The organism is Clostridium sp. KNHs216 (genome assembly GCF_006714885.1).
Taxonomy (GTDB): domain Bacteria; phylum Bacillota; class Clostridia; order Oscillospirales; family Acutalibacteraceae; genus Caproiciproducens.
The window spans coordinates 2285509-2308918 of record NZ_VFMF01000001.1 but is presented as its reverse complement, the minus strand read 5'-3'; the positions used below and the strand labels follow the sequence as shown (position 1 = coordinate 2308918).

Sequence of the window (23410 nt, the reverse complement as noted above, 5' to 3'; positions counted from 1 at the left end):
ATGTACGAGAAAGCACCATATTTCTATGGAACCGGCAGAAGAAAAAGCTCCGTTGCCCGCGTAAGAGTTTACCAGGGCACCGGTAAAGTGACCATCAACGACAGAAGCATCGACGATTATTTCGGACTTGACACCCTCAAGCTGATCGTCCGTCAGCCGTTGGTTCTTACCAATACAAATGAGAAATTCGACGTTGTTTGCCGCGTAGCCGGCGGCGGCGTAACCGGCCAGGCCGGCGCAATCCGCCACGGCATTGCAAGAGCGCTGCTTCAGTATGATTCCGAGAATCTGCGTTCTGCTCTGAAGAAGGCCGGGTTCCTGACCCGTGACCCGAGAATGAAGGAGCGCAAGAAGTACGGCTTGAAAGCAGCCCGTCGCGCACCCCAGTTCTCAAAGAGATAATTTCTTCAATTTTACCCGCACGGTGTTTGTATCCGTGCGGGTTTTCTCTGTTTCAAGGCGTTTCGGTTCCGTCACATCAAAAGGTCCCCGCAGCTTGTCTGCGGGGACCTTCCTAATCATTACTGTATTTCGGCTTTAATAGGCCTGTCGGGGTACTGTTAAAAGCGAACGGTTCTGGATTCGCCCTTCATATTGCTGAAAGTGGCTTCCGCTTCGTCAATGGAAAAGACCTCAAAAATACCGTCGTCTACCCGGTACATACTGGAAAGGTAGGGAGCTGCCGCCAGCGCGGCCTGCTTGCTTTCTTTGCTGGTGCAGAAAACTGCTTTTCCCTTCAGGCGCAGCCATTCGCTGGTCTTGCTGGTCGTACAGATCTCAATATTGGGGTTTTCCTTCATCTGCTTATACACATTTTTTCCGTTGTTGGTGCAGAAGCAGAGTTTTCCGTCGTATTTCATGATGAACCCAAAAGGACGGACTTTGGGAACGTTGCCTTCCACCGTGGCGAGGTAAAAGGTGGGATTTTCGGTTAAAAATTGAAGAACTTCGTCCATAATCATTGCTCCTTCGTATTTGTTTATGATATTATTATAAAATAAGGAATGAAAAATACAAGTATGCAGATTTTTATGACTAAGGAAGGATTTTATGAGTATAGGGGAAAATGCAGCGGAACGGGAAGAAGAAATCGGGAAATGCCCGGTCACGTATGCCCTGCGGCTGATCGGCGGAAAATGGAAGCTTCCGATTCTGTGGGCGCTTAGCTGCAAGGGCGTTTTAAGGTACAATGAACTGAAACGGTGCGTCTGCGGAATCACCAACATGATGCTGTCGCAGTCCCTGAAGGAGCTGGAAGAAAACGGGCTGGTACGACGGGTCCAGTACATGGAAATACCGCCGCACGTGGAATATTCCCTGAGCCGGTCGGGAGAAAGTCTGATGCCGGCGCTGAACGAGCTGGCCGCCTGGGGAACGGAGCAAATGAATATTGCCGGGACAAAAAATTCAAAGGAATGATGGAAACGAAATGATAAAAACGGAAGAACCAAAGCTCTCTGAGCAGTTAACGGAAATGGAAACCCTGGAAGAAGCCCTTCGGCAGGCACAGGAGGGAGAGCGGGACGTGAAAGGTTACCGCTTCCGGAACGCGGTGCAAAACGGCATGGAGGCTTGCGGCACCGACATTCGGGAATGTTTTTTCGAGAACTGCCGCCTGGCGGAAAGCAGGTTTGGCAGCCTTTATTTTGCGGATGCCGTTTTCAGCGGCTGCGATCTTTCCAATGCCGATTTCTCCAAATGCCTGCTGCGCAGGGTGCGGTTTGAAAACTGCAAGATGCTGGGCGTCAATTTTTCAGAGTCGTCTTTTGAAAGCGTCACCATAGAAAAATGCATCTGTACCTATGGAAATTTATCCTCAGTGAAAATGAAGGGCTGCCGCTTTGCGGAAAGCGACTTTTCAAACGCGAGTTTTCAGCTGTGTGCCTTCAAGTCAGCCGGGTTTCAGAAATGCGATCTGACCCGGTCGGAATTTCTTCACGCACCGCTTAAAGGGATCGATTTCACAACCTGTGAAATCGCGGGAATCCTGCTTTCCGGGCCGGAGCTGCAGGGTGCGGTCGTCACTGCGGTACAGGCCTGCGACCTGTCGCGATACTTAGGATTGATTGTACGGTAAAAGGGGCTCCGGATGACCGGAGTCCCTTTTCATTATATATAGCATTTTTCCGGCAGAGTTCGCGCTCTTTTTGGACGGCCTTCATATACTATATATAGTGTGGTTGCGTTGTGCCTTTCGGCGCCGGATTCAGGCAGCGAAAATGAACGAAAACCGGTTTTTCAGGAGCGTACCGCCCTTCGGCGGAAAGGCGGAATTGTATCAAAAACGACAGGTTTTGAAACACTGTTCATAATGGCCAGAAACTCAGGCGCAGAGCCGCTGATTTTAACCGATCGTTCAGAAAAACGGTGGAAAAGCGGCCGAAAAACCCAATTCTTTACAGTGTAAACAATGCTGTAATATTTGTAACAAGTTTGTAACTTTGATTTTCTTGCATTTTGCACAGAAAAGGCTTTCTTTGAAAGCGCAAGAAAAGGAGTATTTGTGCCGACACGGAAAATTAAGGCGGAATTTCCGAATATTTGCTGGAAAGGCTTTGTGCAATATCTACAAATTTGCGACCAATGCTAATTTGACAATTATGCATTAGGTGAATATAATTACGCCATTGGATAGATGCTCTAAAAACTGACGCTCGGCAAGGTGGTGGGCAAGGCCCATATTTACCCCGCCGAAGCAGGGAAAAGGGTGAACAAATGCAATTTTTTACACGAAATACGGCCTGTCTGCAAAACTCGATGAAAAGAGTGGTTGCTCTGGCTATGATGATTGTGATTACAGTCAGTTCCGTCATCACGGTGGCGGCAGTAACGCGTAACGCAGTGGTCGATTATAACGGAGAAAAGAGATCCGTACAGCTGTTCAATGATGGGACGGATGAAATTCTTGCCGCGGCAAATGTTAAGCACGGCGAAAACGATATTGTTGAGCGCAGCCCCGAACTGACCCCGGACGGGAAAATCCTTATCACTGTGAGAACTGCATTTCAGGCGGATATCAGCGCGGACGGCGATGTAAAAACCGTTGCGCTGCACTACGGCGATACGGTGGCGCAGGCGCTGTCTGCGGCGGCGGTAACGCTGAAAGCAAACGATGTGGTTACTCCGAAGCCGGCTGAAAAGGTTACGCAGGAAACGGACATCCAGGTAAAAAGAAAATTTACCGTCAGCATTACGGCGGACGGGCAGACGAAATCCGTGGTCACCGGCGAAGGCACAGTCGCCCAGGCGCTTGAGGAAGCCGGGACTTCCCTCGGCGCAGAGGACCTTGTCAACGTGGAGAAGAACGCCCCTGTCAGCGAGGGAATGCAAATTTCCGTCTCAAGGGTGATCTATAAGGAAGTGACCAGCATCCAGCCGGTCGCGTTCAAAAATAAAAACGAAAACAGCGCCAGCCTTTATAAAGGGCAGATCAAGGTCAAGACTTCCGGCAAAGCCGGCAGCCAGTCCGTGGTTACCCGCCAGAAGCTGGTGGAAGGAAAGGTTGCCGCCAGCGAGGTCGTCAGCACCACCGTGGTGGAACAGCCGGTCGATCAGGTGACCGTGGTCGGAACAAAGAAAAAAGCGGCGGGCGCCGCCGTGATCAACGGCGACGGAACGATTACCGACCAGAACGGAAAGACCATTTCCTATAAAAAATACGTTACCGGAAAATGCACCGGCTACACCGGCGGGGGAACAACCTCAACCGGGCGGGCGGCGGCGTTTGGCCTGGTCGCGGTTAATCCGAAGATCATCCCCTACGGCAGCAGGCTTTATATCTGCTCCCCGGACGGCAAGGTCGTTTACGGTTACGCCATTGCGGCGGATACCGGCGGCGGGGTAATGGACGGGCGCATTGTCGCCGACCTGTATTTCAACACGGTCGGGCAGTGCCGGCAGTTCGGAAACCGTAAAATGAATATTTATGTTCTGTAATACAGGGAGCGGGGGAAACCCCGCTCTTTTTTGCTGTCCCGCGGATGTCCCCGCGCAATTTTTTTGAAAAAGAAGGCTTGCATTCAATAGAACATATGTGTTATTATAAGGACAACAAATAGAACATATGAACGGTTTTGGGGCCGGGGGGATAAAACGATGAATCTTTTTACGGGAACAATCATGCTGCTGGCGGCGGGCATCATGGCCAAAAAATTCAGGCCGCAGACCGAGTCCGGCCGCGCGCTGCTGGGGATGACCGCGGCGATGGGGATACTCTCTCTTCTCTCCGGCGAGGGGAACTGGCTGTTCCAGACCGTCCAGTTTGTTCTGCAGGCCGTCGTAGCCTTCTGCTGCTTTTTACAGCTCAGGCGGGAAGCCGTCGTACGCCGCCGCCGGATGCACAGGCATCCCCAGCGTGCACAGGGCAGGCTGCGCAGAGTCGAGAAAACCTGCGCGTAGCGATTGACAGAAATCCCGATTCATATTATGATAAAATATCATAACAGCGGGGAGCGGTTGATTTGCCTTACGTATATGCGGCGATGTGGGTTGCCGTCGGTTTGATCCTGATTTTCCGGATGAGCCGGGAAAACCGTGTTTTTTACGCGCTGGGCGCGTTCTTTATCCTTCTGGGCGGATGGTGGTTTGCGGATGCCGCCCTCGCGGTTAACCCGTTTGCCGGGGCCTGGGGCTGGGTGCTGCGCGGGCTTACCGCGGCGGCGCTGGTGCTTGCCTGTGTGGTCTATTACAGGGAAAGCAGGAAAAGCAAGGGAGACGCCCCCGGGGACGACCCCTCCGGCCACGATGAGAAATAGCGGAAAAAGCTTCGCGGATGCGGAGCTTTTTTACTGCCAAAATGGGAATTCATGCATACAATAGAGTGCGGGGCAAATATTTAAACCGCTTCATTATAGATCGTCTGCCGGGAATCCGTTCCCGGCAGGCACTATAAAGTTTGAGGGAACCGGTTCTGAAAAAGTTGAAAAAACAATCTATTTAGGGTAGAATAAAGGAAAAAGCAATGGAGGAATCAATATGCTAATAGCACCTTCGGTGCTTTCCTCGGATTTTTCACAGCTTGGAAATGAAGTAAGAAGAATGGACCTTTGTGGCGCAGACTGGATCCATCTGGATGTAATGGATGGGCATTTTGTGCCGAACCTGACTTTCGGTGCGCCGGTGATCAGGGCCGTGCGCGGATTTACGGAAAAACCTTTTGACGTGCATCTGATGATCGAGGAACCGCTCCGGTATGTCCCTGATTTTATAGACGCCGGAGCGGATATTATTACTTTTCATATAGAATCGAAGTCCGACACGGAAAAAACGCTGGAAGCCATCCGTGCGGGCGGCGCAAAGCCGGCGCTGTCCGTGAAGCCGGGCACTCCCGCGGAAGTGCTGTTCCCGTATCTGGACAAGCTGTATATGGTGCTTGTCATGACGGTGGAGCCGGGATTCGGCGGCCAGAGCTTTATGGAGGACATGATGGAAAAGATCCGTGTCCTGAAAGCCCGCAGGCCCGAGCTGCTGATTCAGGTGGACGGAGGGATCAATCCCTCCACGATCCGGACGGCCGCACAGGCGGGCACGGATGTGTGCGTGGCGGGGACAAGCGTATTCAAGGCGGAGGATGCCGCACAGGCGATCAGGGATCTGAAAGCGGCGGCCGGGCAAAAATAGAAACGGGGGTGGCGGCGTGATACTGCAGCGCGGCGTAAAGCTGGAGCAGCAAAAATCAGCTTCGCTGAGACATAAAATAAAGAATCTTCCCGTTCCGGAGGACGTTGAGGAGCCGAATCCGCTTCCGCCCCGGAAGGGGAAGCTTGACGCCGGCGGGATCATCGCCGCCGCCGAGGCCGCCGGGATCGTCGACGAGTTCGACGGTACGGCGCTCGACAAGAAGCTGAGGCGGCTGCGCCGGCTGAAACCGGATATGCTCGTGGCCTGCTGCTTTGACGAGGACCCCTGTACGACGAGCGCCATGGCGACGCTGCGGGAAAATACGCACGCGATGATCGCCGGGCTGGTGCTTGCCGCGCGGGCGTGCGGCGCGGCGGAGAACAAAATCGCCGTGGCGACTTCCCGGGAAGCGCGTGTGATTCAGAAAATCAACCCGCAGGCGGATCTGATCCTTGCGGGCGAACGGTATCCGGCGCGGGTGCTCTTGAAACGGAAGCTGTACGCTTCCGGAAAAAACGCCGCGTACGTCGGCGCGCAGGCACTTCTGGCGCTGACCGCCGCCGTGGACGAAAACGAACCCCAGAGCTTTACCGTGGTGACGGTGGCGGGCGACGGGGTGGAGCACTGGCGGAATCTGCGGGTGCGTATCGGCACGCCGCTGAAATTTCTGCTGGACGCCTGCGAAGCGAGCGAAAAGACGAAGGTGGTCATCACCGGTTCTTCCGTTACGGGAAAATCCGTCACCGACCTGTCCGAGCCGGTCACGGCGGCAACGCGCTGTGTGATCGCACTGCGAAAGCCTCCCAGAAACAAGACCTATCCCTGCATAGGCTGTGAAAAATGCGAGCGGGCGTGCCCGCGCGGCATTGTGCCGTGGAAGGTCCTGAGAGAGATACAAAGCGCCAGCCCGGACCCTGTCAGGATGCTGAACGTGCAGAAATGCATCGGCTGTTCGGCCTGCGCCGTCGCCTGCCCTTCCGGAATCGATCTGCGCGCCGCCATTTCAAAGGCGGCGGCATATAAGAAAAGCGGTGACTTCGATTGACGTTAAATGAAGCGAGAGCTCCTTTTGTAAAAAGCGAAGCCTCCGTAGCCTCCATGATGCGCGACGTGCTGTTCGCGCTTGCCATGCTGCTCGTTCTGCCCGCGGTGCACTACGGGCCGCGCCCGCTCGTGATGGCGGGCGTGACCATGCTGGCCTGTGCGGTCTGCGAGATTGCGTTCAGCCTGATCCAGACAAAGGGCATCAGCCTTTCCGATGGGTCCTCCCTTGTCACGGGAATGATGATCACCATGCTGATGCCTCTCAACGCCCCCCTGTGGCTGCCCTGTGCGGCGGCCGCCTTTGCGATTCTGGTCGCGAAGATGCCGTTCGGCTCCATCGGGCATACGCCGTTTAATCCGGCGGCGTCCGGCGTCGCCTTTGCCGTGCTCTGCTGGCCGAAGGAGATGTTTTCTTATTTCGATCCGGCGGCCGCTCAGACGATTCCTCCGTATCAGGATTTTACCGCGGTGCTGGCCCGTTCGCCCGCCGCTGTTTTAAAAAGCGGTTTGAAGCCGGGCATCCTGCCGCTCGACATGCTTTGGGGCGTGTTTCCCGGCCCGCTGGGTACGACCGGAATCCTGGTGATCTGCGCCTGCGGGCTTTTCCTGTTCCTGAAGCGCACGGCCAGGTGGGAAATCACGGTTTCCTTTTTGGCTGTCGCCGTGCTGATTGCGGCGTTTTTCCCCAGAATTGCGTGCGACCCGCTGACCTCTGTGAAGTACGAGCTGATGTCGGGGTCCCTGCTTTTCTGTTCCGTGTTCATGGTCACCGACCCGGTGACCGCCCCGCACAGGATACCGGGACGCATTTTTTACGGCGCCTTTGCCGGCTTTCTGGTGATGATGTTCCGCCGCTTCGGCGCGTTTGAGCAGGGGGCTGTCTTCGCCGTCATCATTGCCAACGCCGCAGCCCCGCAGATTGATTCTCTGCTGCTGGGGGCGCTGAGACTGGGGGATGAACCGTATGACGAATAAGAAAACCCTGCTGCGCGAAACGGGCACGATCTTTTTTAACGGGGCGTTTTTTAAAAACCCTGTTTTGATCGGTGCTCTCGGGCTTTACCCCATCGTTGCGGGCGGCTACAATCTGAGGAACGCCGTTGAGCTGTCCCTTCTCTTTCTGTTCCTGACCCTGCCGCTGACCCTTTTGCTCTGTCTGGTGGGGGAAATGATCCCCCTGTGGATCCGTCCGGGGCTGGTCCTGACGGCTTCCGCGGTTCTGTATTTGCCCGCCGCGTGGCTGACGGAAAAGCTGCTTCCCGGGTCGGTGACTGCTCTGGGCATGTTCGCCGCCCTGATGATCTGCAACTCCATGATCCTTTCCCGCGCGAACGATTACGCGCCCACCCATATCGGCTGGGCGGTGGCCGCGGACGCTCTGGGGTGCTCCGTCGGCTTTGCCGCGGTCATCTGCCTGAGCGCCGCCATTCGGGAGTTCTGGCTCAAGGGCAGCCTGTGGCACACCAACATGGGGGTGTACGGCACCGCCGACGCGGGCGTTTCCCTGCCGTTTTTCGGCTTCCTCCTGCTTGGGTTTTTCGCCGCGTTCGTCCAGTGGGTAAATGAAAAGCGCAGTAAAAAAGCCGGTAGAAGGAGGGTTCCCCGCATATGAACACCTTTGTACAGATGCTTTTGACCGCACTTCTGGCGGTCAGCACGGAAAATATCCTGTTTGCCGGAGGGATCGGGTTCAGCCGCGTGCTCCGCGCGGGGCGCAGGCCGAAAATGCTCGGAATGTACTCCGCTTTTGTAACGGTCTTTACGCTGATTTCCATGGCTGCGGCTTATTTTCTCAGCCCGCTGCTTGCGGGCAGTCAAATGCTGATTGTCCTGCGGCCGGCCCTGCTGGCTTTTTGCAGCGCGGCTGCCTATCTGATCGCGGCGTTTGTCCTGAAAACCTTTTCCGCACAGTTTTACAGAAAATACGGGCAGATTCTGGCTCCGGCGGCGATGAATACGGTCGTGCTCTCCATGCCGTATGTGCTGAAAAGCCTGAAACTCGCTTTGCCGGATGCACTCGGCTTTGCCCTCGGCACGGGCGCGGCGTTCTTTCTGGCTGCCCTCGTTTTTTCCCATACGCCGGAAATCTGCAGGAACCCGGATATGCCCAAAGCGTTCAGCGGGCTGCCCGCCGTGCTGATCTACGTCGGGATTCTGTCCATGGCCTTCGCGGGCTTTACCGGCGGAAAGCTTTTTTAGATTGATGATATTTACACATCAAAAAAGGCTCCCCTGACAAACGCTGCGTTCGCGTCTGTCAGGGGAGCCTTATGAAACAGGTTCAGTATTTAATCGCGCTGAAAAAGTCATCGATCTGGTTTTTATAGGTTGTGGTCGCCTTGCCGTACACAATGGTTTTATTCATCCGCACCAGAATGTGGTTCAGCTCGCCGTTTACAAGGGTGTATTTATTATAGGAGGAGGAGTCGACGTTCTTCGCGTCGCCGTCCGTGCCGGAGGTAATGCTCGACTTGAGGTTTGTGTACATCTCCGTAGCGGCGCTTTCCGAGGAGAAGGAAAGGAACGCAAGCTCCGTGCCGGTCTCGCTTTTGATTGCGCTCAGGTATTTTTCCGCGTTTGCACTTGCGGAGGAATCCGTTACCGTAAACCCGGCCGCTTCCGCCTGCTTTTTAAACTCGTCCGCCGTAACCGGCGTGCGCGCCGAACAGCCCGTAAACGCGAACAGGGCTGCCGCCGCAAGAACCGCGGCGCATAATTTTATCAGTTTTTTCAATGTAAAACCTCCATTTATTCGGGAAAGCTTATTATGATTTATTATAGTACGGCTTCCTTCCGTTTACAAGTATTACCGTATTTTCCCGAAAGATAAACACAGGCCCGTCAATAAAAGAAGGATTTGTTTGACGCAGCTGTGGAAGAAAAGTCGGATTTCCAGCGGGCAGTGCAGCCCGTGGGAGCAAAAAGAAAAAATTTTCCCAAAATCATCCTTGTCAAATCCTGTATAGCAAAGAAATTCCTGCGGATAATAAGCAAAGACAACACCGCACAGGAGGTAATAAAAATTGAAAGCCACAGGAATAGTCAGAAGAATTGATGATTTAGGCCGCGTTGTCATCCCAAAGGAGATACGCCGCACGCTTCGCATACGCGAAGGCGACGCGCTTGAAATTTTTACCGATACGCAGGGAGGGGTCATTTTTAAGAAATACTCGCCTGTGGGCGAGCTCTCCACCTTCGCCGGGCAGTACGCGGATGTGCTGAGCAAAGCGATCAACGCGCCTGCCATTATCTGTGACCGCGACCATGTCGTCGCGGCGGCCGGCGTTTCGCGCAAGGAATTTCTGGAGCGCCGCGTAACCCCCGAGCTTGAGGAATGCATGCAGAGCCGCACGAACTTTATCAGCAAGGGCAAATCCGCGTTCCGGCCCGTGGAGGGTGTGGACAGGACGGCGGAAGTCGTTTATCCCATTATCGCTTCCAGCGACGTGACCGGGGCGGTGATCCTGCTCGGAAACGACGGCGACGAGGTTCCCACGGAAAGTGAAACCAAGCTCGCGCAGGTCGCGGCATCCTTCTTGGGGAAACAGATGGAGGAATAAGCGTATTATTCACTTTTCCCCCTTGCATTCGCAGTTTTGTTGTGATATTATAAATAAGTAATATTATGAAGGATGAAAGAGTGGGGCGACCCGCTCTTTTGTTTGTATTATGAGGTGAACAGGGTTGGCTTATAAGAAAAAGAACGGAAATACCGTTGAAACGGTATGGAAGCTTGCCGCGCCGATTGCGGCCGGGCTGGGGCTTTCCGTCTGGGACGTCCGCTTCCTGAAAGAGGGAGCCGACTGGTTTCTGAGGATTTTTATTGACAAAGAGGGCGGCGTGGGCATTGAGGACTGTGAAAACATGAGCCGCGCGATCAACGGCCCGCTTGACGAACTTGACCCGATCGACCAGTCGTACTGTCTGGAGGTCTCCTCCCCGGGCATTGACCGGGAGCTTGTGCGCGAGGAACATTTTCGGGCGTTTCTGGGTTCCGTGGTGCATGTGAAGCTGATTCGCCCCCTGGAGGACGGGCGGCGCGAGCTGGCCGCCGTACTGGAAGATTATCGGGAGAATACCATGGTCCTTCAAACGGAGGAAGGAGTAACGATTTCACTCGCCGCCAGGGATGCCTCGTCGGTGCGGCTGGTGGATGATGATATTGTTGGAGGTATTGAGGAATGAACAGCGAAGTTTTCGAGGCCCTTGCTCTGTTGGAAAAAGAAAGGGGCATTCCGGTCGACTTTATGCTCGACAGGATTAAAAAGGCGATTGTCACGGCCTGCAAAAACAGCTACGGCAACGAGGACTGTGTGATAAACATGGATCCGGCAAAAGGGACGTTCGAAGTTTATCTGCGCAAGACCGTCGTTGAGGACATAAGCGACCAGGGGAAAGAAATTCTGTTGGAGGACGCACGCGAAATCGACCCGAAAACGGACATCGGCGAAGTGGTCGGCGTTCAGCTGAACACCAAGGAATTCGGGCGCATCGCGGCGCAGACCGCCCGCAACATCATCCGGCAGGGCATCCGCGACGGCGAGCGCGGCCAGATGATGCAGGAGTTCCAGAGCAAGCATCAGGAGCTGGTCAGCGCTTTGGTGGAGCGGGTCGACCCCCGCACGGGCGCGGCGACCCTGATGATCGGCAAGGCCGAGGCCATTCTGCCCAAGAGCGAACAGGTCGGCGATGAAAAGCTGACGGAGGGAGACCACATCAAGGTGTACGTGGTCGACGTCAAAGAAACCGAGAAGGGCCCGCGCGCTATGATCAGCCGCGTCCACCCCGATCTGGTCAAAAGATTGTTTGAAACCGAGGTGCCGGAGATTTACGACGGCACGGTGGAGATAAAGGCGGTTTCCCGCGAAGCGGGGTCCCGCACAAAAATAGCGGTTGTGAGCCATAACCCGGACGTCGACGCCGTCGGCGCCTGCATCGGCTCCCGCGGCGCGCGCGTTTCCAATATTGTAAACGAGCTGGGCGGCGAAAAGATCGACATTGTGGAGTACAGCGAGGACCCGGCGCAGTTTATCGCCTCCGCGCTGTCGCCCGCGGACGTCCTTTCCGTCACTCCGGCGCAGGACGGCTCCCACGCCTGCCGCGTGACCGTGCCGGACAGCCAGCTTTCCCTCGCGATCGGCAACAAGGGGCAGAACGCCCGCCTTGCCGCCAAGCTGACCGGCTGGAAGATAGACATCAAGCCGGAAAGCGGCTTCTTCGGCGAGGAAGAGCAGAAGTAAATTCTTTTGGAACAGGCGGTGTATGAAATGCACGAAAGAAAAGTACCGATGCGGATGTGCTCGGGGTGCGGAGAGATGAAACCGAAAAAAGAGCTTGTGCGGGTGGTAAAATCGCCCGAGCAGGAAATATCTCTTGATTTGACAGGACGCAAGCCGGGGCGCGGCGCATATGTGTGCAGGAGCATAGACTGCCTGAAAGCGGCGCGAAAGGCGAGAAGATTTGAAAAAGCCTTCTCCTGCAAAATCCCCGACGAGGTATTTGACCGTATGGAGGAGGAAATCAGCCGGAATGAATGAAAAAATCTTACATCTTCTCGGCATTGCCCGCCGGGCCGGAAGGCTTTCGCTCGGCAATGACGCGGCGATCGAATCGCTGAGGAAGGGAAGCGCCGCGTTGATACTGCTGGCGGCGGACCTTTCCCCCCGAACCGCCGGAGGCGTCCGGCAGGCGGCTGGGGAAGAAGGAACCGCGGTGGTGACCTGCGGGGCGGTAATGGACGAAATCAGCATGGCTCTAGGAAAGCGAACCGGAGTTGTAGCGGTGAATGACGCAGGGTTCGCTAAAAAGCTGCTTGAGCTTTCCCGGGCACAGGCGGCCGGTACAGAGTAATGAGGAGGAATTTGATATATGATGATGAAATACAGGGTCCATGAGGTGGCAAAGGATTTGAACATTCCGAATAAGGATGTCATTGATACTTTGGAAAAGTATGCCGGTGAAACAAAAAAACATATGACGGCTCTCAACGAAAACGAACTCGATCTTGTTTTTGAAACGTTTACACAGAAGAACAGCAGCGAAAACCTTGACACGTATTTCGCTCAGGCAAACCGGAACGAGACCGTCGTGGAGCCGGAAAAGCCGGATGTCATCATCCAGCCGCAGAAGCCCGCGCCCCGTCCGCCCGTACAGCAGCAGGCCAGAGCTCCGCGTCCGGCACAGGGCGCGCAGCCGCAGCGGCCCGCAGCCCAGGCGCATCCCGCTCAGGGCGCGCCGGCTTCTGTTCCGCCTGTGCGCAAGGCCGTAAAGCCGGGCAAGATTACGCCGGTCGGCCCCAAGCCCCCGCAGCAGCACAAGGCTCCTGTGGCGCCAAGACCGCAGCAGAGCACCATGCAGAGAAGGCCGCAGCCGTCCGGCGGCGACTCCGGCAACGCGATCAAACGCACCGAGGGCAGAATCGTCGATACGAGATCGTCCCATGTGGAGCTTGACAAATACAACGAAAAATACGACCGCCTCGCTTCCGAAAAAATCAACACCACCAATACCGTGCAGAAGCAGAAGCTGACCCAGCGCAGCTCCCAGTACCGCGGCAGGCCGAGGAATTCCCGCAAGGAGACGGAAGCCGAGCGTCTGCGCCGTATCGCGCTGGAGCGCAAGGCGAAACCGATCACCATCCAGATTCCGGAGGAGATTATGGTCGGCGAGCTGGCGCTCCGCCTGAAGGCCACCGCCGCCGAGGTCATCAAAAAGCTGATGGCTCTGGGCGTGTTTGCCGCCGTCAACGACACCATCGACTTCGACACCGCTTCCCTCGCCGCCATGGAATTCCACGCGAAGGTGGAGAAGGAAGTCGTCGTCACCATTGAGGAACAGATCATCGACGACAGCGAGGACAAGGACGACAACCTTGTGCCGCGCGCGCCGGTTGTTGTCGTTATGGGCCACGTCGACCACGGCAAAACGTCCCTTCTGGACGCCATCCGCCACGCGAACGTCACCGCTTCCGAGGCCGGCGGCATTACCCAGCACATCGGCGCGTACCAGGTACAGCTGGGCGAGCGCGACGTCACTTTCCTGGACACCCCGGGCCACGCCGCGTTTACCACCATGCGTGCCAGAGGCGCGCAGGTAACGGATATCGCCATTCTGGTGGTCGCCGCGGACGACGGCATCATGCCGCAGACCGTGGAAGCGATCCATCACGCCAAGGCCGCGGAGGTTTCCATTATCGTCGCGATCAATAAAATGGATAAGCCGGGCGCCAACCCGCAGCATGTCATGGAACAGCTGACGGAGTACGACCTTGTTCCGGAAGAGTGGGGCGGCGACACGCCGTGTATCCCGGTTTCCGCCGTGAAGAAGACCGGCATCAAGGATCTTCTGGAAATGATCATCCTGACAGCGGACATGAAGGAACTGAAGGCCAACCCGGACCGTGCAGCAAAGGGTACCGTGATTGAGGCAAGGCTTGACAAGGGCCGCGGCCCGATTGCGACCATGCTGGTCCAGAACGGCACGCTCCGCACCGGCGATATCATTGTTGCCGGCACCACTGTTGGCCGTGTGCGCGCCATGACGGACGCGGACGGGCAGAAGATCGAGCAGGCGGGCCCGAGCGTCCCGGTGGAGATCACCGGCCTTGACGACGTGCCGACCGGCGGCGATATCTTCAACGCCGTGTCCGACGAGCGCCTTGCAAGGGAGCTGGTGGAACAGCGCCGCACCGAGCTGAAGGAAGAGCGGTTCAATTCCCGCACCAAGGTCACCCTTGACAATCTGTTCGACCAGATGAAGCAGGGCGACATGAAGGAGCTGCAGATCATTGTAAAGGCCGATGTGCAGGGCTCCGTGGAAGCGGTCCGCCAGTCGCTGGAGAAGCTGAGCAACGAGGAAGTCCGCGTAAACGTCATTCACGGCGGCGTGGGCGCGATCAGCGAATCCGACGTCATGCTCGCTTCCGCTTCCAACGCCATTATCGTCGGCTTTAACGTACGGCCCGACCCGGTCGCCGAAGAAAACGCCAAGCGCGACGGCGTGGATCTGCGTTTGTACCGCATCATCTACGACTGTATCGACGAAATCGAGTCCGCCATGAAGGGCATGCTTGCGCCGAAATTCCGCGAACTGCCCCTGGGCAAGGCCGAGTGCCGCGAGGTTTATAAAATCACCAATGTGGGTACCATTGCGGGCGCCCACGTTACGACGGGCAAAATCACCCGCGCCGCACAGATTCGCGTTGTGCGCGACGGGATTGTCATCACGGAGGATAAGATCGCTTCCCTGCGCCGTTTCAAGGACGACGTGAAGGAGGTCGCCGAGGGCTACGACTGCGGCATCGGTCTGGAGCGCTTCAACGACATCAAGGAAGGGGACGTTCTGGAAGCCTTTGTGATGGAGGAATACAGGGACTGATCCCGAGAGTGTAATATACGGAGGTAGAAAATGGCCAGCCACAGAATGGGACGGACGACCGAGGATATCAAAAGGGAGCTGACGGCAATCTTCCGCGAGCTGAAAGACCCGCGGGTACAGGGCCTGATCAGTATTGTCCGGGTGGACGTCACAAGCGATTTATCTTACTGCACGGTTTTTGTCAGCGCGATGGAGGGAATGGAGCGGGCGAAACAGGCCGTTGCCGGCCTGAAATCGGCGTCCGGCTTTATCCGTCACGAGCTTGGCGCGCGGCTTGAGCTCAGGCATGTGCCGGAGCTTACCTTCAAAGCGACCGACTCCATCGAATACAGCGCGAATATTTCGCGGATGCTCAACGATTTAAGGGGTGATAAAAAATGATAACCCGAAGCGAGGCGGCCGATTTTCTGCGGGAAGCCGACCAAATCCTGATTTTAAGCCATCAGTATCCGGACGGCGACACCCTGGGCTCCGCCACGGCGCTTTGCCGGGGCCTGCAGAAAATGGGCAAACACGCCATGATCCGCTGCTCCGACGCGATCGTGCCGAAATACCGGTACCTTTTCAGCGGCGTGGAAGAGGAGACGTTTTCCCCCGAAACGGTCGTCGCGGTGGATATCGCCGACCTGCAGCTGATCGGGGAACCGAATCAGAGCCTTTACGGGGACAGGGTGGATCTCTGTATCGACCATCACCCTTCCAACTCCGATTACGCGAAGCGCACCTGTCTGGACGCGAAAGCGGCCGCCACCTGCGAAATCATTTTCGACCTGCTCAATCTGCTGGGCGTGGAAATTGATTCCGTGATCGCGGATTCCCTTTATACGGGCATTACGACGGATACCGGCTGCTTCAAATACATCAACGTGACCCCGACCACGTACCGTATTGCCGCGGACCTTGTTGAAAAAGGCGCCGACGGGCACCGGATCAACCGCGTGATGTTCGACACGAAAAGCCGCGCGCGCATCGATATGGAGCGCTGCGTCATGGATACCATCCGCTATTTTTACGACAACCGCGTCGCGGTCATTAAAATTACCAATGAGATGATCGCAAGCACCGGCGCGACGGAGGGCGATATTGAGGGACTGGCCTCCATTCCCCGCGCGATCGAGGGCGTGGTCATCGGCGTGACCATCCGCGAAAAGGCGGGCGGCGGGTACAAGATTTCCCTGCGGGCACAGCCGCCGCAGAACGCTTCCGAAATCTGCGCCGTTTTCGGCGGCGGCGGACACGCGGGAGCGGCGGGGTGCACCTTTAACACCACCCTGGAGGAAGCCGAGAAGCAGATGCTTGCGGAGATCGGCAAGCATCTTTAAAATACAGCGGGAGGGAAGCCATGAACGGGGTCATCGTGATAGACAAGCCGCAGGACTTCACCTCGTTTGACGTGGTGGCGGTGATGCGCCGCCTTTGCGGACAGAAGAAAATCGGCCACACCGGCACCCTTGACCCGATGGCCACCGGGGTGCTGCCCCTGCTTTTGGGAAAGGCGACGCGGGCGGCCTCGCTTCTGGACGATACGGACAAGGAGTACCGTGCCGGTTTTCAGCTTGGGTACCGTACCGACACACAGGATATTACCGGCAAAAAGCTGCAGGAATGCGGCCAAAGGGTTCAAAAGGCCCAAATAGAAGCCGTACTGCCTTATTTCCGCGGAAATATTTGGCAGATTCCGCCGATGTACTCTGCGGTGCAGAAAAACGGACAGCGGCTTTATACCCTTGCGCGGCAGGGGATAGAGGTGGAGCGCGACAAGCGCCCGGTTACGATTTATGAGCTGATTCTGAATGAATTTGACGAAAACACGCAGAGCGGCGTGCTGACCGTACGCTGCTCCGCGGGAACCTATATACGGACACTCTGCGCGGACATCGGCGAAAGGCTGGGGACGTTCGGCGTGATGTCCTCGCTGAGAAGGACGCGGGCTGCCGGATTTTCGCTGGAGGACGCGGTTCCGCTGGACGAGGCGAAGCGGCTTTCCGCACTGGGGACGCTGGAGCAAAAGGTCCGGCCGACCGAAAGCCTGTTTTCCGGCCGCCCCGCGCTGCGGGTGACGGGCGCTCAGGCGCGGCGGTTCTGCAACGGCGGCGCGCTCAGTCTGGAACGTCTTTCGGGGCTGCCGGGGGACGAAACGGACGGCGCCTTTCTGCGCGTGCTCTCCCCTGAAGGAAGCTTTCTGGGGCTGGGAGCCGTCGACAGGGAAAAAGCGGAGCTTTCCGTGCTGCGGCTTTTCTTTGAGGAAGGGAACTGATTTTGGCAAAAGGGACCGCGGATTTTGCAAGTCTTGATACTGGAGAAGAATGCATGATGAACGTTTACTACGATTTGACGCCCTCTGCCGGCGATTCCGCCGTTGCGCTGGGCAGCTTTGACGGTTTGCATATCGGACACAAAAAGGTGATTTCCACAGCGGTGGAGGCGAAGAAGAAGGGCCTTGTCCCAACAGTGCTCACCTTCGCGCACAACCCGCTCACCGATCTGGGCGGAAGCGCGGGCGGGGAGATCATTACGCAGGAGCAGAAAATCCGCCTGCTGGAAGAATTCGGCGTAGAACAGCTTTACATCCTGGATTTTTCGGCGGTAAAGGATTTGTCCGCGGAGGAATTCGTCGGCCAGATTCTGCAAAAGGTCTGCCGCGCGAAAAAAGTCTGCTGCGGGTTCAACTTCACGTTCGGGCGCGGCGGAAAAGGGGACAGCAAAATGCTTTCCCGCCTTTGCGGGGAACGCGGAATGGAAACCGCCGTGACCCACGCCGTCCTGCTGGACGGTGAGCCGGTCAGCTCCACCCGAATCCGCTCCACGATCGCCAACGGCGACGTGGACGAGGCGGCAAGGCTTCTGGGGCGGCCCTACGGGTACATCCTGCCGGTCCTGCACGGGCGGCGGCTCGGGCGGGAGCTGGGGACCCCCACGCTGAACCAGGCGGTGCCGAAGGATTTTGTCCTTCCGCGTTTCGGCGTTTATATTTCCAGAGTGTTTTTCGGCGGGGAGCGGTACTGCGGCGTTACCAATGTGGGGATCAAGCCGACGGTGGGGTCGCCCGCCGTTCTGGCGGAAACGTGGCTGACCGATTACCACGGGCCCGACATCTACGGCGAAACCGTGCGGGTGGACCTGATTCAGTTCCTGCGGCCGGAGCGCAAATTCGCCGGATTGGACGAGCTGAAAGCGGAAATACTGAAAAATGGGGAGCAGGCCAGAGAATATTTTCAGAAAAACGGCTGTTTTTCCTCAGACGCATCATAAAATGATTTACAAACCAAAATCGGCATGATATAATAATACAGCATTATGCCCCTTTCCCGGATTCAGGAGTAAGCCCCTTTTGGGGAGTTCACCGGCCTTTTTCTGTGACTGAGGGTTAATTGATGAAAGGGTGGAAACACTATGTTAAAAGAAGAAAAAACAGCAATTATTAAAGAGTATGCCACGCATGAGGGCGACACGGGCTCCGCAGAGGTTCAGATTGCGGTTCTCACCAAGAGAATCAACGACCTGACCGAGCATCTGAAGAGCCATCAGAAGGATCACCACTCACGCCGCGGTCTGCTGAAAATGGTTGGCTCAAGAAGGAGCCTGCTTAACTATTTGCAGAAGGTTGACATTGAGCGCTATCGTTCGATTATTGCCAAGCTTGGTATCCGCAAGTAATTACAGTTTGTTTGGGCAGGCGGTGCAAACCGCCTGCCTTTAGGCTTTTTGCGAACAACCGTAAATTTTATGGGAAGACGCGGGACTTAGCAGTGAAACGAACAGCCGGGGTCCGGATGCTGGTTTTATTGCTAAACCTGTTGCCTCCCGTATCAAAATAAAAATGGAGGAACAATATGTTTGAAAATTTTAAGGTTTATGAGACAGACTTTGCCGGACGCCCCCTGGTAATCGAGACCGGAAAAATGGGGCAGCTTGCGAACGGCGAATGCCTGGTCCGCTACGGCGAGACCGTCGTCCATGTTGCGGCGACCGCATCCTCCAAGCCCCGCGAGGGCGTGGATTTCTTTCCTCTTTCCGTTGACTTTGAGGAAAAGCTCTATTCCGTCGGCCGGATTCCGGGCTCCTACATTAAGCGCGAGGGCCGCCCGAGCGACAGGGCGATTCTGACCTCCCGCGTGATCGACCGCCCGATCCGTCCTCTGTTCCCGAAGGACATGCGCAACGACGTTTCCGTCGTCGCCACCGTGATGTCGGTCGACCACGACTGCGCGCCGGAAATCGCCGCCATGGTGGGTACCTCCATTGCGCTCAGCATTTCCGATATCCCGTGGAAGGGCCCGATCTCCGGCGTTTCCGTCGGCTATGTGGACGGGCAGTACGTGATCAACCCGACCTCGGAGCAGCGCAAGGTTTCCAAAATGGCCGTCACCGTCGCCTCCACCGATTCCCTTATCGCCATGATTGAGGCGGGCGCGGATATCGTCAGCGACGAAGTGATGTACAACGGCATTATGGCCGGACACGAGGCCAACCAGAAGATCATTACGTTTATCAAGGGCATTCAGGCCGAAATCGGCAAAGAGAAGTTTTCCTATCCCAGCAACGAGCCGGACGAGGAAATGCTCAGCGCCGTCAAAGCGTTTGCTATGGAAGAGGTCAAAATCGCTCTGGACACCGACGACAAGACCGTGCGCGACGCAAGGCTGAAGCCGGTTTATGAAAAGGTACATGAGAAATTCGACGAGATTTACCCCGATCAGGCGGCCAAGATCGACGAGTGCATGTACAAAACGCAGAAATATGTTGTCCGCCGCTGGCTGCTCGACGAGAAAAAGCGCGTGGACGGCAGAGGAATGGACGACATGCGCCCGCTCGCCGCAGAGGTTGACCTTCTGCCGCGCGTACACGGTTCCGGCATGTTTACCAGAGGGCAGACACAGGTTCTGACCGTCGCCACCCTCGGCCCCGTCAGCGACTGCCAGATGCTGGACGGCATTGACGAGGAAACAAGCAAACGCTATATTCACCAGTATAATTTCCCGTCCTACTCCGTAGGCGAGACCAAACCGAGCCGCGGCCCGGGCCGCCGCGAAATCGGTCACGGCGCGCTTGCCGAAAGGGCGCTGGTTCCGGTCATCCCGTCCGTTGAAGAGTTCCCGTACGCCTACCGTCTCGTTTCCGAGGTGCTGTCCTCCAACGGCTCTACCTCCCAGGCTTCCATCTGCGGCTCCACACTGGCCCTGATGGCCGCCGGCGTGCCGATCAAGGCGGCCGTCGCCGGTATTTCCTGCGGCCTTATCACCGAGGGCGACCGCTGGATGACCATGGTCGACATTCAGGGACTTGAGGACTTCTTCGGCGACATGGACTTTAAGGTTGCCGGTACTCACGAAGGCATTACCGCGATTCAGATGGACCTGAAGATCGACGGCCTTACCCCCGAAATGGTCAAGGAAGCGCTGGAGAAAACCCACCACGCAAGGGATTATATCCTTGACGAGGTCATGCTCAAGGCGATTCCGGAGCCGCGCAAGGAGCTTTCCAAGTACGCCCCGAAGATGCTGTCCACCCTGATTCCGGTTGAAAAGATCCGCGAAGTGATCGGCACCGGCGGCAAGGTGATTCAGAAAATCTGCGCCGAGTGCGACGTGAAGGTCGATGTGGAAGAGGACGGACACGTGTTCGTTTCCGGTATCGACGCCGAAAACTGCCAGCGCGCAATGACCATTATCGATACGATCGTGAACGACCCCGAGCCGGGCGCGATTTACAACGGCAAGGTGACCCGTCTGATGGACTTCGGCGCGTTTGTGGAAATTGCGCCGGGCAAAGAGGGCCTTGTGCATATTTCCCGTCTGGACGTCAAGCGCACCGAGAAGGTGACCGACGTCGTCAATGTCGGCGACGAAATCATGGTCAAGGTGCTGGAAATAGACGACAAAGGCAGGCTGAACCTTTCCCGCCGCGACGCTCTGATCGAAGTGGATGGCCTTACTCCGGAAAATGAGATTTCCGATTCTCCCCGCCGTCCCGCGCCGCGCCGCGACGACCGCCGCCGCGATGACCGCCGTGACGACCGTCACGACGACCGTCCCCGCGCAAGCAACGGCTTTATTGCAAACACCAACAAGCCGCGCGAACCGAAGGACTAAGCGGAATCAACTTCATTTATAAAGAAAACTCCCGGAGAATAATTCCGGGAGTTTTTTATTTGCAGGCCGAAATTTTTTCCGCTTGGTTCCGGGGGGAGGGACGGCCTCCGCCCGGCCAAGCATATGTTAAACTCCTCCACCAAGTGGCGGCCCCTTCAAAAATGGGGGCCGAGTTGTAATCTTTCAGTCAGGACCTCGCCGGTCCGGGCTTCGCCTGCCAGCTTCCTCAAAATGGGAGCCTAATCCCCCGCCTCCCTCCGTGAGGGATGTGGCGCGCCCGGCGCGACGGAAGGAGTTTCTTCGGAAACGTATCAACGCAATTCAACAGATAGCTATCTGAGAGCATCGCCGTAGGCGCCTGCCGACCGCATGGTCTGCCCTCAGGCCGGGCGGGCCCCTACTTTCGCGTTTGTCCGAAAGTAGGCAAAGGACGCGCAGGGGGATTTTGAATTCCCGGCGGGAGGGTTCCATAAAATCCCCCTGCACCCCCAGGTATCCCCAAAGTGTTGTTAGGGATACGATACTCCTGTGATTTTCATTGACGAAGGGATACGAAAACGGGAACTTAACTTCCTGTGGGAGGGTGCCGAACCCCTGCCTCCCTCCGTGAGGGAGGTGTCGCGCTCGGCGCGACGAAGGGAGTCAATTACACATAAACTGTCTGAGAGCATCGCCGTAGGCGCGTGCCGACCGCATGGTCCGCTTCCCGACCGGCAGGTCCGCGCAGGGGGATTTTGAATTCCCGGCGGGAGGGTTCCATAAAATCCCCCTGCACCCCCAGGTATCCCCAAGACACCTCTATGAGATAAGATACCTTTATGGTTTTCATTGACGGAGGGATACGGAAACTGAGGAAAATAAAGGGGGTCCCGGGGGGAAGAGGGAAATCCCCCCGGGCAAACGTATATAAACTCCCCACCCACCATGTGGCGGCCCCTTCAGAACGGGGCCGAAAAAGGAAATTTTCAAGGAATTAAGAATTTAACACAAAAAGAACCGGCGGGAAAAGCCATAAAGGGGGACTCTCGCCGCCGGTCTCCCTGCGGCAAGGCACAAAAAAACGCCGTACACGGATATTCTTAATCCATATACAACGTCGTCAGGTGCCCGCGGATACAAAATCCCCTCTGTACAAAACGGTAAAGAGGCGGTATAATAATATCCGCAGCGTGCCGATTTTTCGGTTGTGTATGGAGCGTGCTCTCCGTATGCAGGGGGCGGGGTGGTGGTACACCCCGTTCCTGCGTTGCACTTTTATTTGTGCCTTACAAAACCGATTATAGCGCGTTTTTTCTAATTGTGCAATAGATAATGGAAAATTAGGGAAAAATATGGGGATTGATGGGCACGCGCCGCTTCTGCACCAAAAAAACCCCGGATTTTTGCGGAATTTACCGTTCGTTCAAAAGATATTCCTTCAAAACCCCGGCGGATTATGATATAATTTAGGGTATAAAAATTTTAGGAGAATGGGAACATGTCGGCTGTAACACAGGCAAAAAGAATCGTCGTTAAGGTGGGTACCTCCACCCTTACTTACGAAAACGGGAAACTGAACCTGCGCAGGATGGAAACGCTGTGCAAGGTGCTGACCGATCTTCAGAACGCGGGCAGGGAAATCGTCCTTGTCACCTCCGGGGCAATCGGTGTCGGCGTCGGAAAGCTCGGGCTGCCGGAACGACCGCAGGAAACGGAGAAAAAACAGGCGATCGCCGCGGTGGGCCAGTGTGAGCTGATGTTCATGTACGACAAGCTGTTCGGCGAGTACAACCAGACGGTCGCTCAAGTGCTTTTGACCGGGGACGTGGTCGCGAACGAGCACAACAAGCAAAATACCCAGAATACTTTTACCGAGCTGATTAAAATGGGAATTATCCCGGTCGTCAACGAAAACGACTCCGTCGCCATCGACGAGCTGGTCGGCAACAATTTCGGCGACAACGACACGCTTTCCGCAACGGTCGCCGTGCTGACGGACGCGGACCTGCTGGTCATCCTGACGGACATTGACGGCCTGTACGACGCGAACCCCCGCGTGGACCCCGAAGCAAAGCGCATCCCCTATGTGGCGCAGGTCACGGACGAGGTCCGCGCGCTGGCGGGGGGGACCGGTTCCAACCGCGGGACGGGCGGAATGAGCACCAAGGTGAGCGCGGCCGCGATCGCGAACGAGGCGGGAATCCCCTGCTGTGTAATGAGCGGCGCGGACCCGAAAGCACTGTACCGGCTTTTCGACGGTGTACAAATAGGGACACTTTTCGGCACAAGAAAGCAGTAAG

The 23410-nt window shown here is 56.4% G+C and carries 26 protein-coding genes; 24 read left to right on the top strand and 2 right to left on the bottom strand.

All coding sequences use genetic code 11. From position 1 onward, the window contains the following. Complete coding sequence (rpsI, locus tag LY85_RS11230; RefSeq protein ID WP_038326224.1) at positions 1–402, top strand: 30S ribosomal protein S9; 402 nt, start codon at positions 1–3, stop codon at positions 400–402. 158 nt (positions 403–560) lie between these two features. Here rpsI and LY85_RS11225 read toward each other — a convergent pair whose 3' ends face one another. Next, entirely contained in the window at positions 561–956 is a 396-nt protein-coding gene (locus tag LY85_RS11225) for a pyridoxamine 5'-phosphate oxidase family protein (protein ID WP_141826707.1), read from the bottom strand. Positions 957–1050: 94 nt separating this feature from the next. Here LY85_RS11225 and LY85_RS11220 point away from each other — a divergent pair, with 94 nt between their 5' ends. The 10 genes from LY85_RS11220 to LY85_RS11175 all read left to right on the top strand — a co-directional run bounded on the left by LY85_RS11220 (position 1051) and on the right by LY85_RS11175 (position 8862). Further along, positions 1051–1419 (top strand): helix-turn-helix domain-containing protein, encoded by a 369-nt coding sequence (locus tag LY85_RS11220; RefSeq protein WP_141826706.1) that lies wholly within the window; start codon positions 1051–1053, stop codon positions 1417–1419. 10 nt (positions 1420–1429) lie between these two features. Beyond that, the gene (locus tag LY85_RS11215) at positions 1430–2077 is read left to right on the top strand and encodes a pentapeptide repeat-containing protein (protein WP_141826705.1); all 648 of its coding nucleotides are present in this window, start codon (positions 1430–1432) and stop codon (positions 2075–2077) included. 638 nt (positions 2078–2715) lie between these two features. Then, positions 2716–3936, top strand: coding sequence for a ubiquitin-like domain-containing protein (locus tag LY85_RS11210; protein WP_141826703.1), 1221 nt, complete (start codon positions 2716–2718; stop codon positions 3934–3936). Positions 3937–4095: 159 nt separating this feature from the next. Continuing rightward, positions 4096–4398, top strand: coding sequence for a hypothetical protein (locus LY85_RS11205; RefSeq protein ID WP_141826702.1), 303 nt, complete (start codon positions 4096–4098; stop codon positions 4396–4398). A 62-nt stretch (positions 4399–4460) separates the two neighbouring features. Further along, positions 4461–4754: a hypothetical protein gene (locus LY85_RS11200; RefSeq protein ID WP_141826700.1), complete on the top strand. Its 294-nt coding sequence runs from the start codon at positions 4461–4463 to the stop codon at positions 4752–4754. A 220-nt stretch (positions 4755–4974) separates the two neighbouring features. After that, positions 4975–5619, top strand: coding sequence for a ribulose-phosphate 3-epimerase (gene rpe, locus LY85_RS11195; RefSeq protein WP_038326218.1), 645 nt, complete (start codon positions 4975–4977; stop codon positions 5617–5619). A gap of 16 nt (positions 5620–5635) precedes the next feature. Beyond that, positions 5636–6664, top strand: coding sequence for a 4Fe-4S dicluster domain-containing protein (locus LY85_RS11190; protein WP_141826699.1), 1029 nt, complete (start codon positions 5636–5638; stop codon positions 6662–6664). After that, positions 6661–7638 (top strand): RnfABCDGE type electron transport complex subunit D, encoded by a 978-nt coding sequence (locus LY85_RS11185; protein WP_243122535.1) that lies wholly within the window; start codon positions 6661–6663, stop codon positions 7636–7638. The genes LY85_RS11190 and LY85_RS11185 overlap by 4 nt, the downstream gene beginning before the upstream one ends. Beyond that, complete coding sequence (locus tag LY85_RS11180; RefSeq protein ID WP_185741192.1) at positions 7628–8275, top strand: Rnf-Nqr domain containing protein; 648 nt, start codon at positions 7628–7630, stop codon at positions 8273–8275. The genes LY85_RS11185 and LY85_RS11180 overlap by 11 nt, the downstream gene beginning before the upstream one ends. After that, positions 8272–8862: an Rnf-Nqr domain containing protein gene (locus LY85_RS11175; RefSeq protein WP_038326217.1), complete on the top strand. Its 591-nt coding sequence runs from the start codon at positions 8272–8274 to the stop codon at positions 8860–8862. The genes LY85_RS11180 and LY85_RS11175 overlap by 4 nt, the downstream gene beginning before the upstream one ends. Before the next feature lie 82 nt (positions 8863–8944). Here LY85_RS11175 and LY85_RS11170 read toward each other — a convergent pair whose 3' ends face one another. After that, entirely contained in the window at positions 8945–9397 is a 453-nt protein-coding gene (locus tag LY85_RS11170; RefSeq protein ID WP_141826696.1) for a hypothetical protein, read from the bottom strand. A 289-nt stretch (positions 9398–9686) separates the two neighbouring features. Here LY85_RS11170 and LY85_RS11165 point away from each other — a divergent pair, with 289 nt between their 5' ends. From LY85_RS11165 to proB, 13 genes are all read left to right on the top strand, one after another. Then, positions 9687–10223, top strand: a complete 537-nt coding sequence (locus LY85_RS11165) for a stage V sporulation T C-terminal domain-containing protein (protein ID WP_038326215.1) — start codon at positions 9687–9689, stop codon at positions 10221–10223. A gap of 124 nt (positions 10224–10347) precedes the next feature. After that, positions 10348–10848 (top strand): ribosome maturation factor RimP, encoded by a 501-nt coding sequence (gene rimP, locus LY85_RS11160; protein WP_141826695.1) that lies wholly within the window; start codon positions 10348–10350, stop codon positions 10846–10848. Continuing rightward, the gene (nusA, locus tag LY85_RS11155) at positions 10845–11903 is read left to right on the top strand and encodes a transcription termination factor NusA (RefSeq protein ID WP_038326213.1); all 1059 of its coding nucleotides are present in this window, start codon (positions 10845–10847) and stop codon (positions 11901–11903) included. Before rimP ends, nusA begins: the two co-directional genes overlap by 4 nt. 27 nt (positions 11904–11930) lie before the next feature. After that, on the top strand, positions 11931–12200 hold the full coding sequence (locus LY85_RS11150) for a YlxR family protein (RefSeq protein WP_038326212.1): 270 nt from the start codon (positions 11931–11933) through the stop codon (positions 12198–12200). After that, positions 12193–12513, top strand: a complete 321-nt coding sequence (locus LY85_RS11145) for a ribosomal L7Ae/L30e/S12e/Gadd45 family protein (protein ID WP_038326209.1) — start codon at positions 12193–12195, stop codon at positions 12511–12513. The genes LY85_RS11150 and LY85_RS11145 overlap by 8 nt, the downstream gene beginning before the upstream one ends. A gap of 18 nt (positions 12514–12531) precedes the next feature. Further along, positions 12532–15039 carry a translation initiation factor IF-2 gene (gene infB / locus LY85_RS11140; protein ID WP_141826694.1) on the top strand — a complete coding sequence of 836 codons (2508 nt, stop codon included), beginning with the start codon at positions 12532–12534 and terminating at the stop codon, positions 15037–15039. A 30-nt stretch (positions 15040–15069) separates the two neighbouring features. Beyond that, positions 15070–15420: a 30S ribosome-binding factor RbfA gene (gene rbfA, locus LY85_RS11135; protein WP_141826693.1), complete on the top strand. Its 351-nt coding sequence runs from the start codon at positions 15070–15072 to the stop codon at positions 15418–15420. Beyond that, complete coding sequence (locus tag LY85_RS11130; RefSeq protein ID WP_038326206.1) at positions 15417–16361, top strand: bifunctional oligoribonuclease/PAP phosphatase NrnA; 945 nt, start codon at positions 15417–15419, stop codon at positions 16359–16361. Before rbfA ends, LY85_RS11130 begins: the two co-directional genes overlap by 4 nt. Positions 16362–16381: 20 nt before the next feature. Next, a complete protein-coding gene (gene truB, locus LY85_RS11125) occupies positions 16382–17296 on the top strand; it encodes a tRNA pseudouridine(55) synthase TruB (protein WP_141826692.1) in 915 nt (304 codons plus the stop codon). A 53-nt stretch (positions 17297–17349) separates the two neighbouring features. Continuing rightward, on the top strand, positions 17350–18291 hold the full coding sequence (gene ribF, locus LY85_RS11120; RefSeq protein ID WP_141826691.1) for a riboflavin biosynthesis protein RibF: 942 nt from the start codon (positions 17350–17352) through the stop codon (positions 18289–18291). A gap of 141 nt (positions 18292–18432) precedes the next feature. Then, a complete protein-coding gene (gene rpsO / locus LY85_RS11115; protein ID WP_038326204.1) occupies positions 18433–18696 on the top strand; it encodes a 30S ribosomal protein S15 in 264 nt (87 codons plus the stop codon). Positions 18697–18872: 176 nt separating this feature from the next. Then, complete coding sequence (locus LY85_RS11110) at positions 18873–21131, top strand: polyribonucleotide nucleotidyltransferase (protein ID WP_141826690.1); 2259 nt, start codon at positions 18873–18875, stop codon at positions 21129–21131. 1477 nt (positions 21132–22608) lie between these two features. Next, complete coding sequence (proB, locus tag LY85_RS11105; RefSeq protein ID WP_141826689.1) at positions 22609–23409, top strand: glutamate 5-kinase; 801 nt, start codon at positions 22609–22611, stop codon at positions 23407–23409. The last annotated feature ends 1 nt before the right edge of the window (position 23410 follow it).

Excerpts from the sequence above, each read along its gene's own strand:
- rpsI (WP_038326224.1), top strand. The coding sequence starts at position 1 with ATGTACGAGAAAGCACCATATTTCTATGGAACCGGCAGAAGAAAAAGC.
- LY85_RS11225 (WP_141826707.1), bottom strand. The coding sequence starts at position 956 with ATGGACGAAGTTCTTCAATTTTTAACCGAAAATCCCACCTTTTACCTC.
- LY85_RS11220 (WP_141826706.1), top strand. The coding sequence starts at position 1,051 with ATGAGTATAGGGGAAAATGCAGCGGAACGGGAAGAAGAAATCGGGAAA.
- LY85_RS11215 (WP_141826705.1), top strand. The coding sequence starts at position 1,430 with ATGATAAAAACGGAAGAACCAAAGCTCTCTGAGCAGTTAACGGAAATG.
- LY85_RS11210 (WP_141826703.1), top strand. The coding sequence starts at position 2,716 with ATGCAATTTTTTACACGAAATACGGCCTGTCTGCAAAACTCGATGAAA.
- LY85_RS11205 (WP_141826702.1), top strand. The coding sequence starts at position 4,096 with ATGAATCTTTTTACGGGAACAATCATGCTGCTGGCGGCGGGCATCATG.
- rpe (WP_038326218.1), top strand. The coding sequence starts at position 4,975 with ATGCTAATAGCACCTTCGGTGCTTTCCTCGGATTTTTCACAGCTTGGA.
- LY85_RS11180 (WP_185741192.1), top strand. The coding sequence starts at position 7,628 with ATGACGAATAAGAAAACCCTGCTGCGCGAAACGGGCACGATCTTTTTT.
- LY85_RS11175 (WP_038326217.1), top strand. The coding sequence starts at position 8,272 with ATGAACACCTTTGTACAGATGCTTTTGACCGCACTTCTGGCGGTCAGC.
- nusA (WP_038326213.1), top strand. The coding sequence starts at position 10,845 with ATGAACAGCGAAGTTTTCGAGGCCCTTGCTCTGTTGGAAAAAGAAAGG.
- LY85_RS11150 (WP_038326212.1), top strand. The coding sequence starts at position 11,931 with ATGCACGAAAGAAAAGTACCGATGCGGATGTGCTCGGGGTGCGGAGAG.
- LY85_RS11145 (WP_038326209.1), top strand. The coding sequence starts at position 12,193 with ATGAATGAAAAAATCTTACATCTTCTCGGCATTGCCCGCCGGGCCGGA.
- infB (WP_141826694.1), top strand. The coding sequence starts at position 12,532 with ATGATGATGAAATACAGGGTCCATGAGGTGGCAAAGGATTTGAACATT.
- rbfA (WP_141826693.1), top strand. The coding sequence starts at position 15,070 with ATGGCCAGCCACAGAATGGGACGGACGACCGAGGATATCAAAAGGGAG.
- LY85_RS11130 (WP_038326206.1), top strand. The coding sequence starts at position 15,417 with ATGATAACCCGAAGCGAGGCGGCCGATTTTCTGCGGGAAGCCGACCAA.
- truB (WP_141826692.1), top strand. The coding sequence starts at position 16,382 with ATGAACGGGGTCATCGTGATAGACAAGCCGCAGGACTTCACCTCGTTT.
- ribF (WP_141826691.1), top strand. The coding sequence starts at position 17,350 with ATGATGAACGTTTACTACGATTTGACGCCCTCTGCCGGCGATTCCGCC.
- rpsO (WP_038326204.1), top strand. The coding sequence starts at position 18,433 with ATGTTAAAAGAAGAAAAAACAGCAATTATTAAAGAGTATGCCACGCAT.
- LY85_RS11110 (WP_141826690.1), top strand. The coding sequence starts at position 18,873 with ATGTTTGAAAATTTTAAGGTTTATGAGACAGACTTTGCCGGACGCCCC.
- proB (WP_141826689.1), top strand. The coding sequence starts at position 22,609 with ATGTCGGCTGTAACACAGGCAAAAAGAATCGTCGTTAAGGTGGGTACC.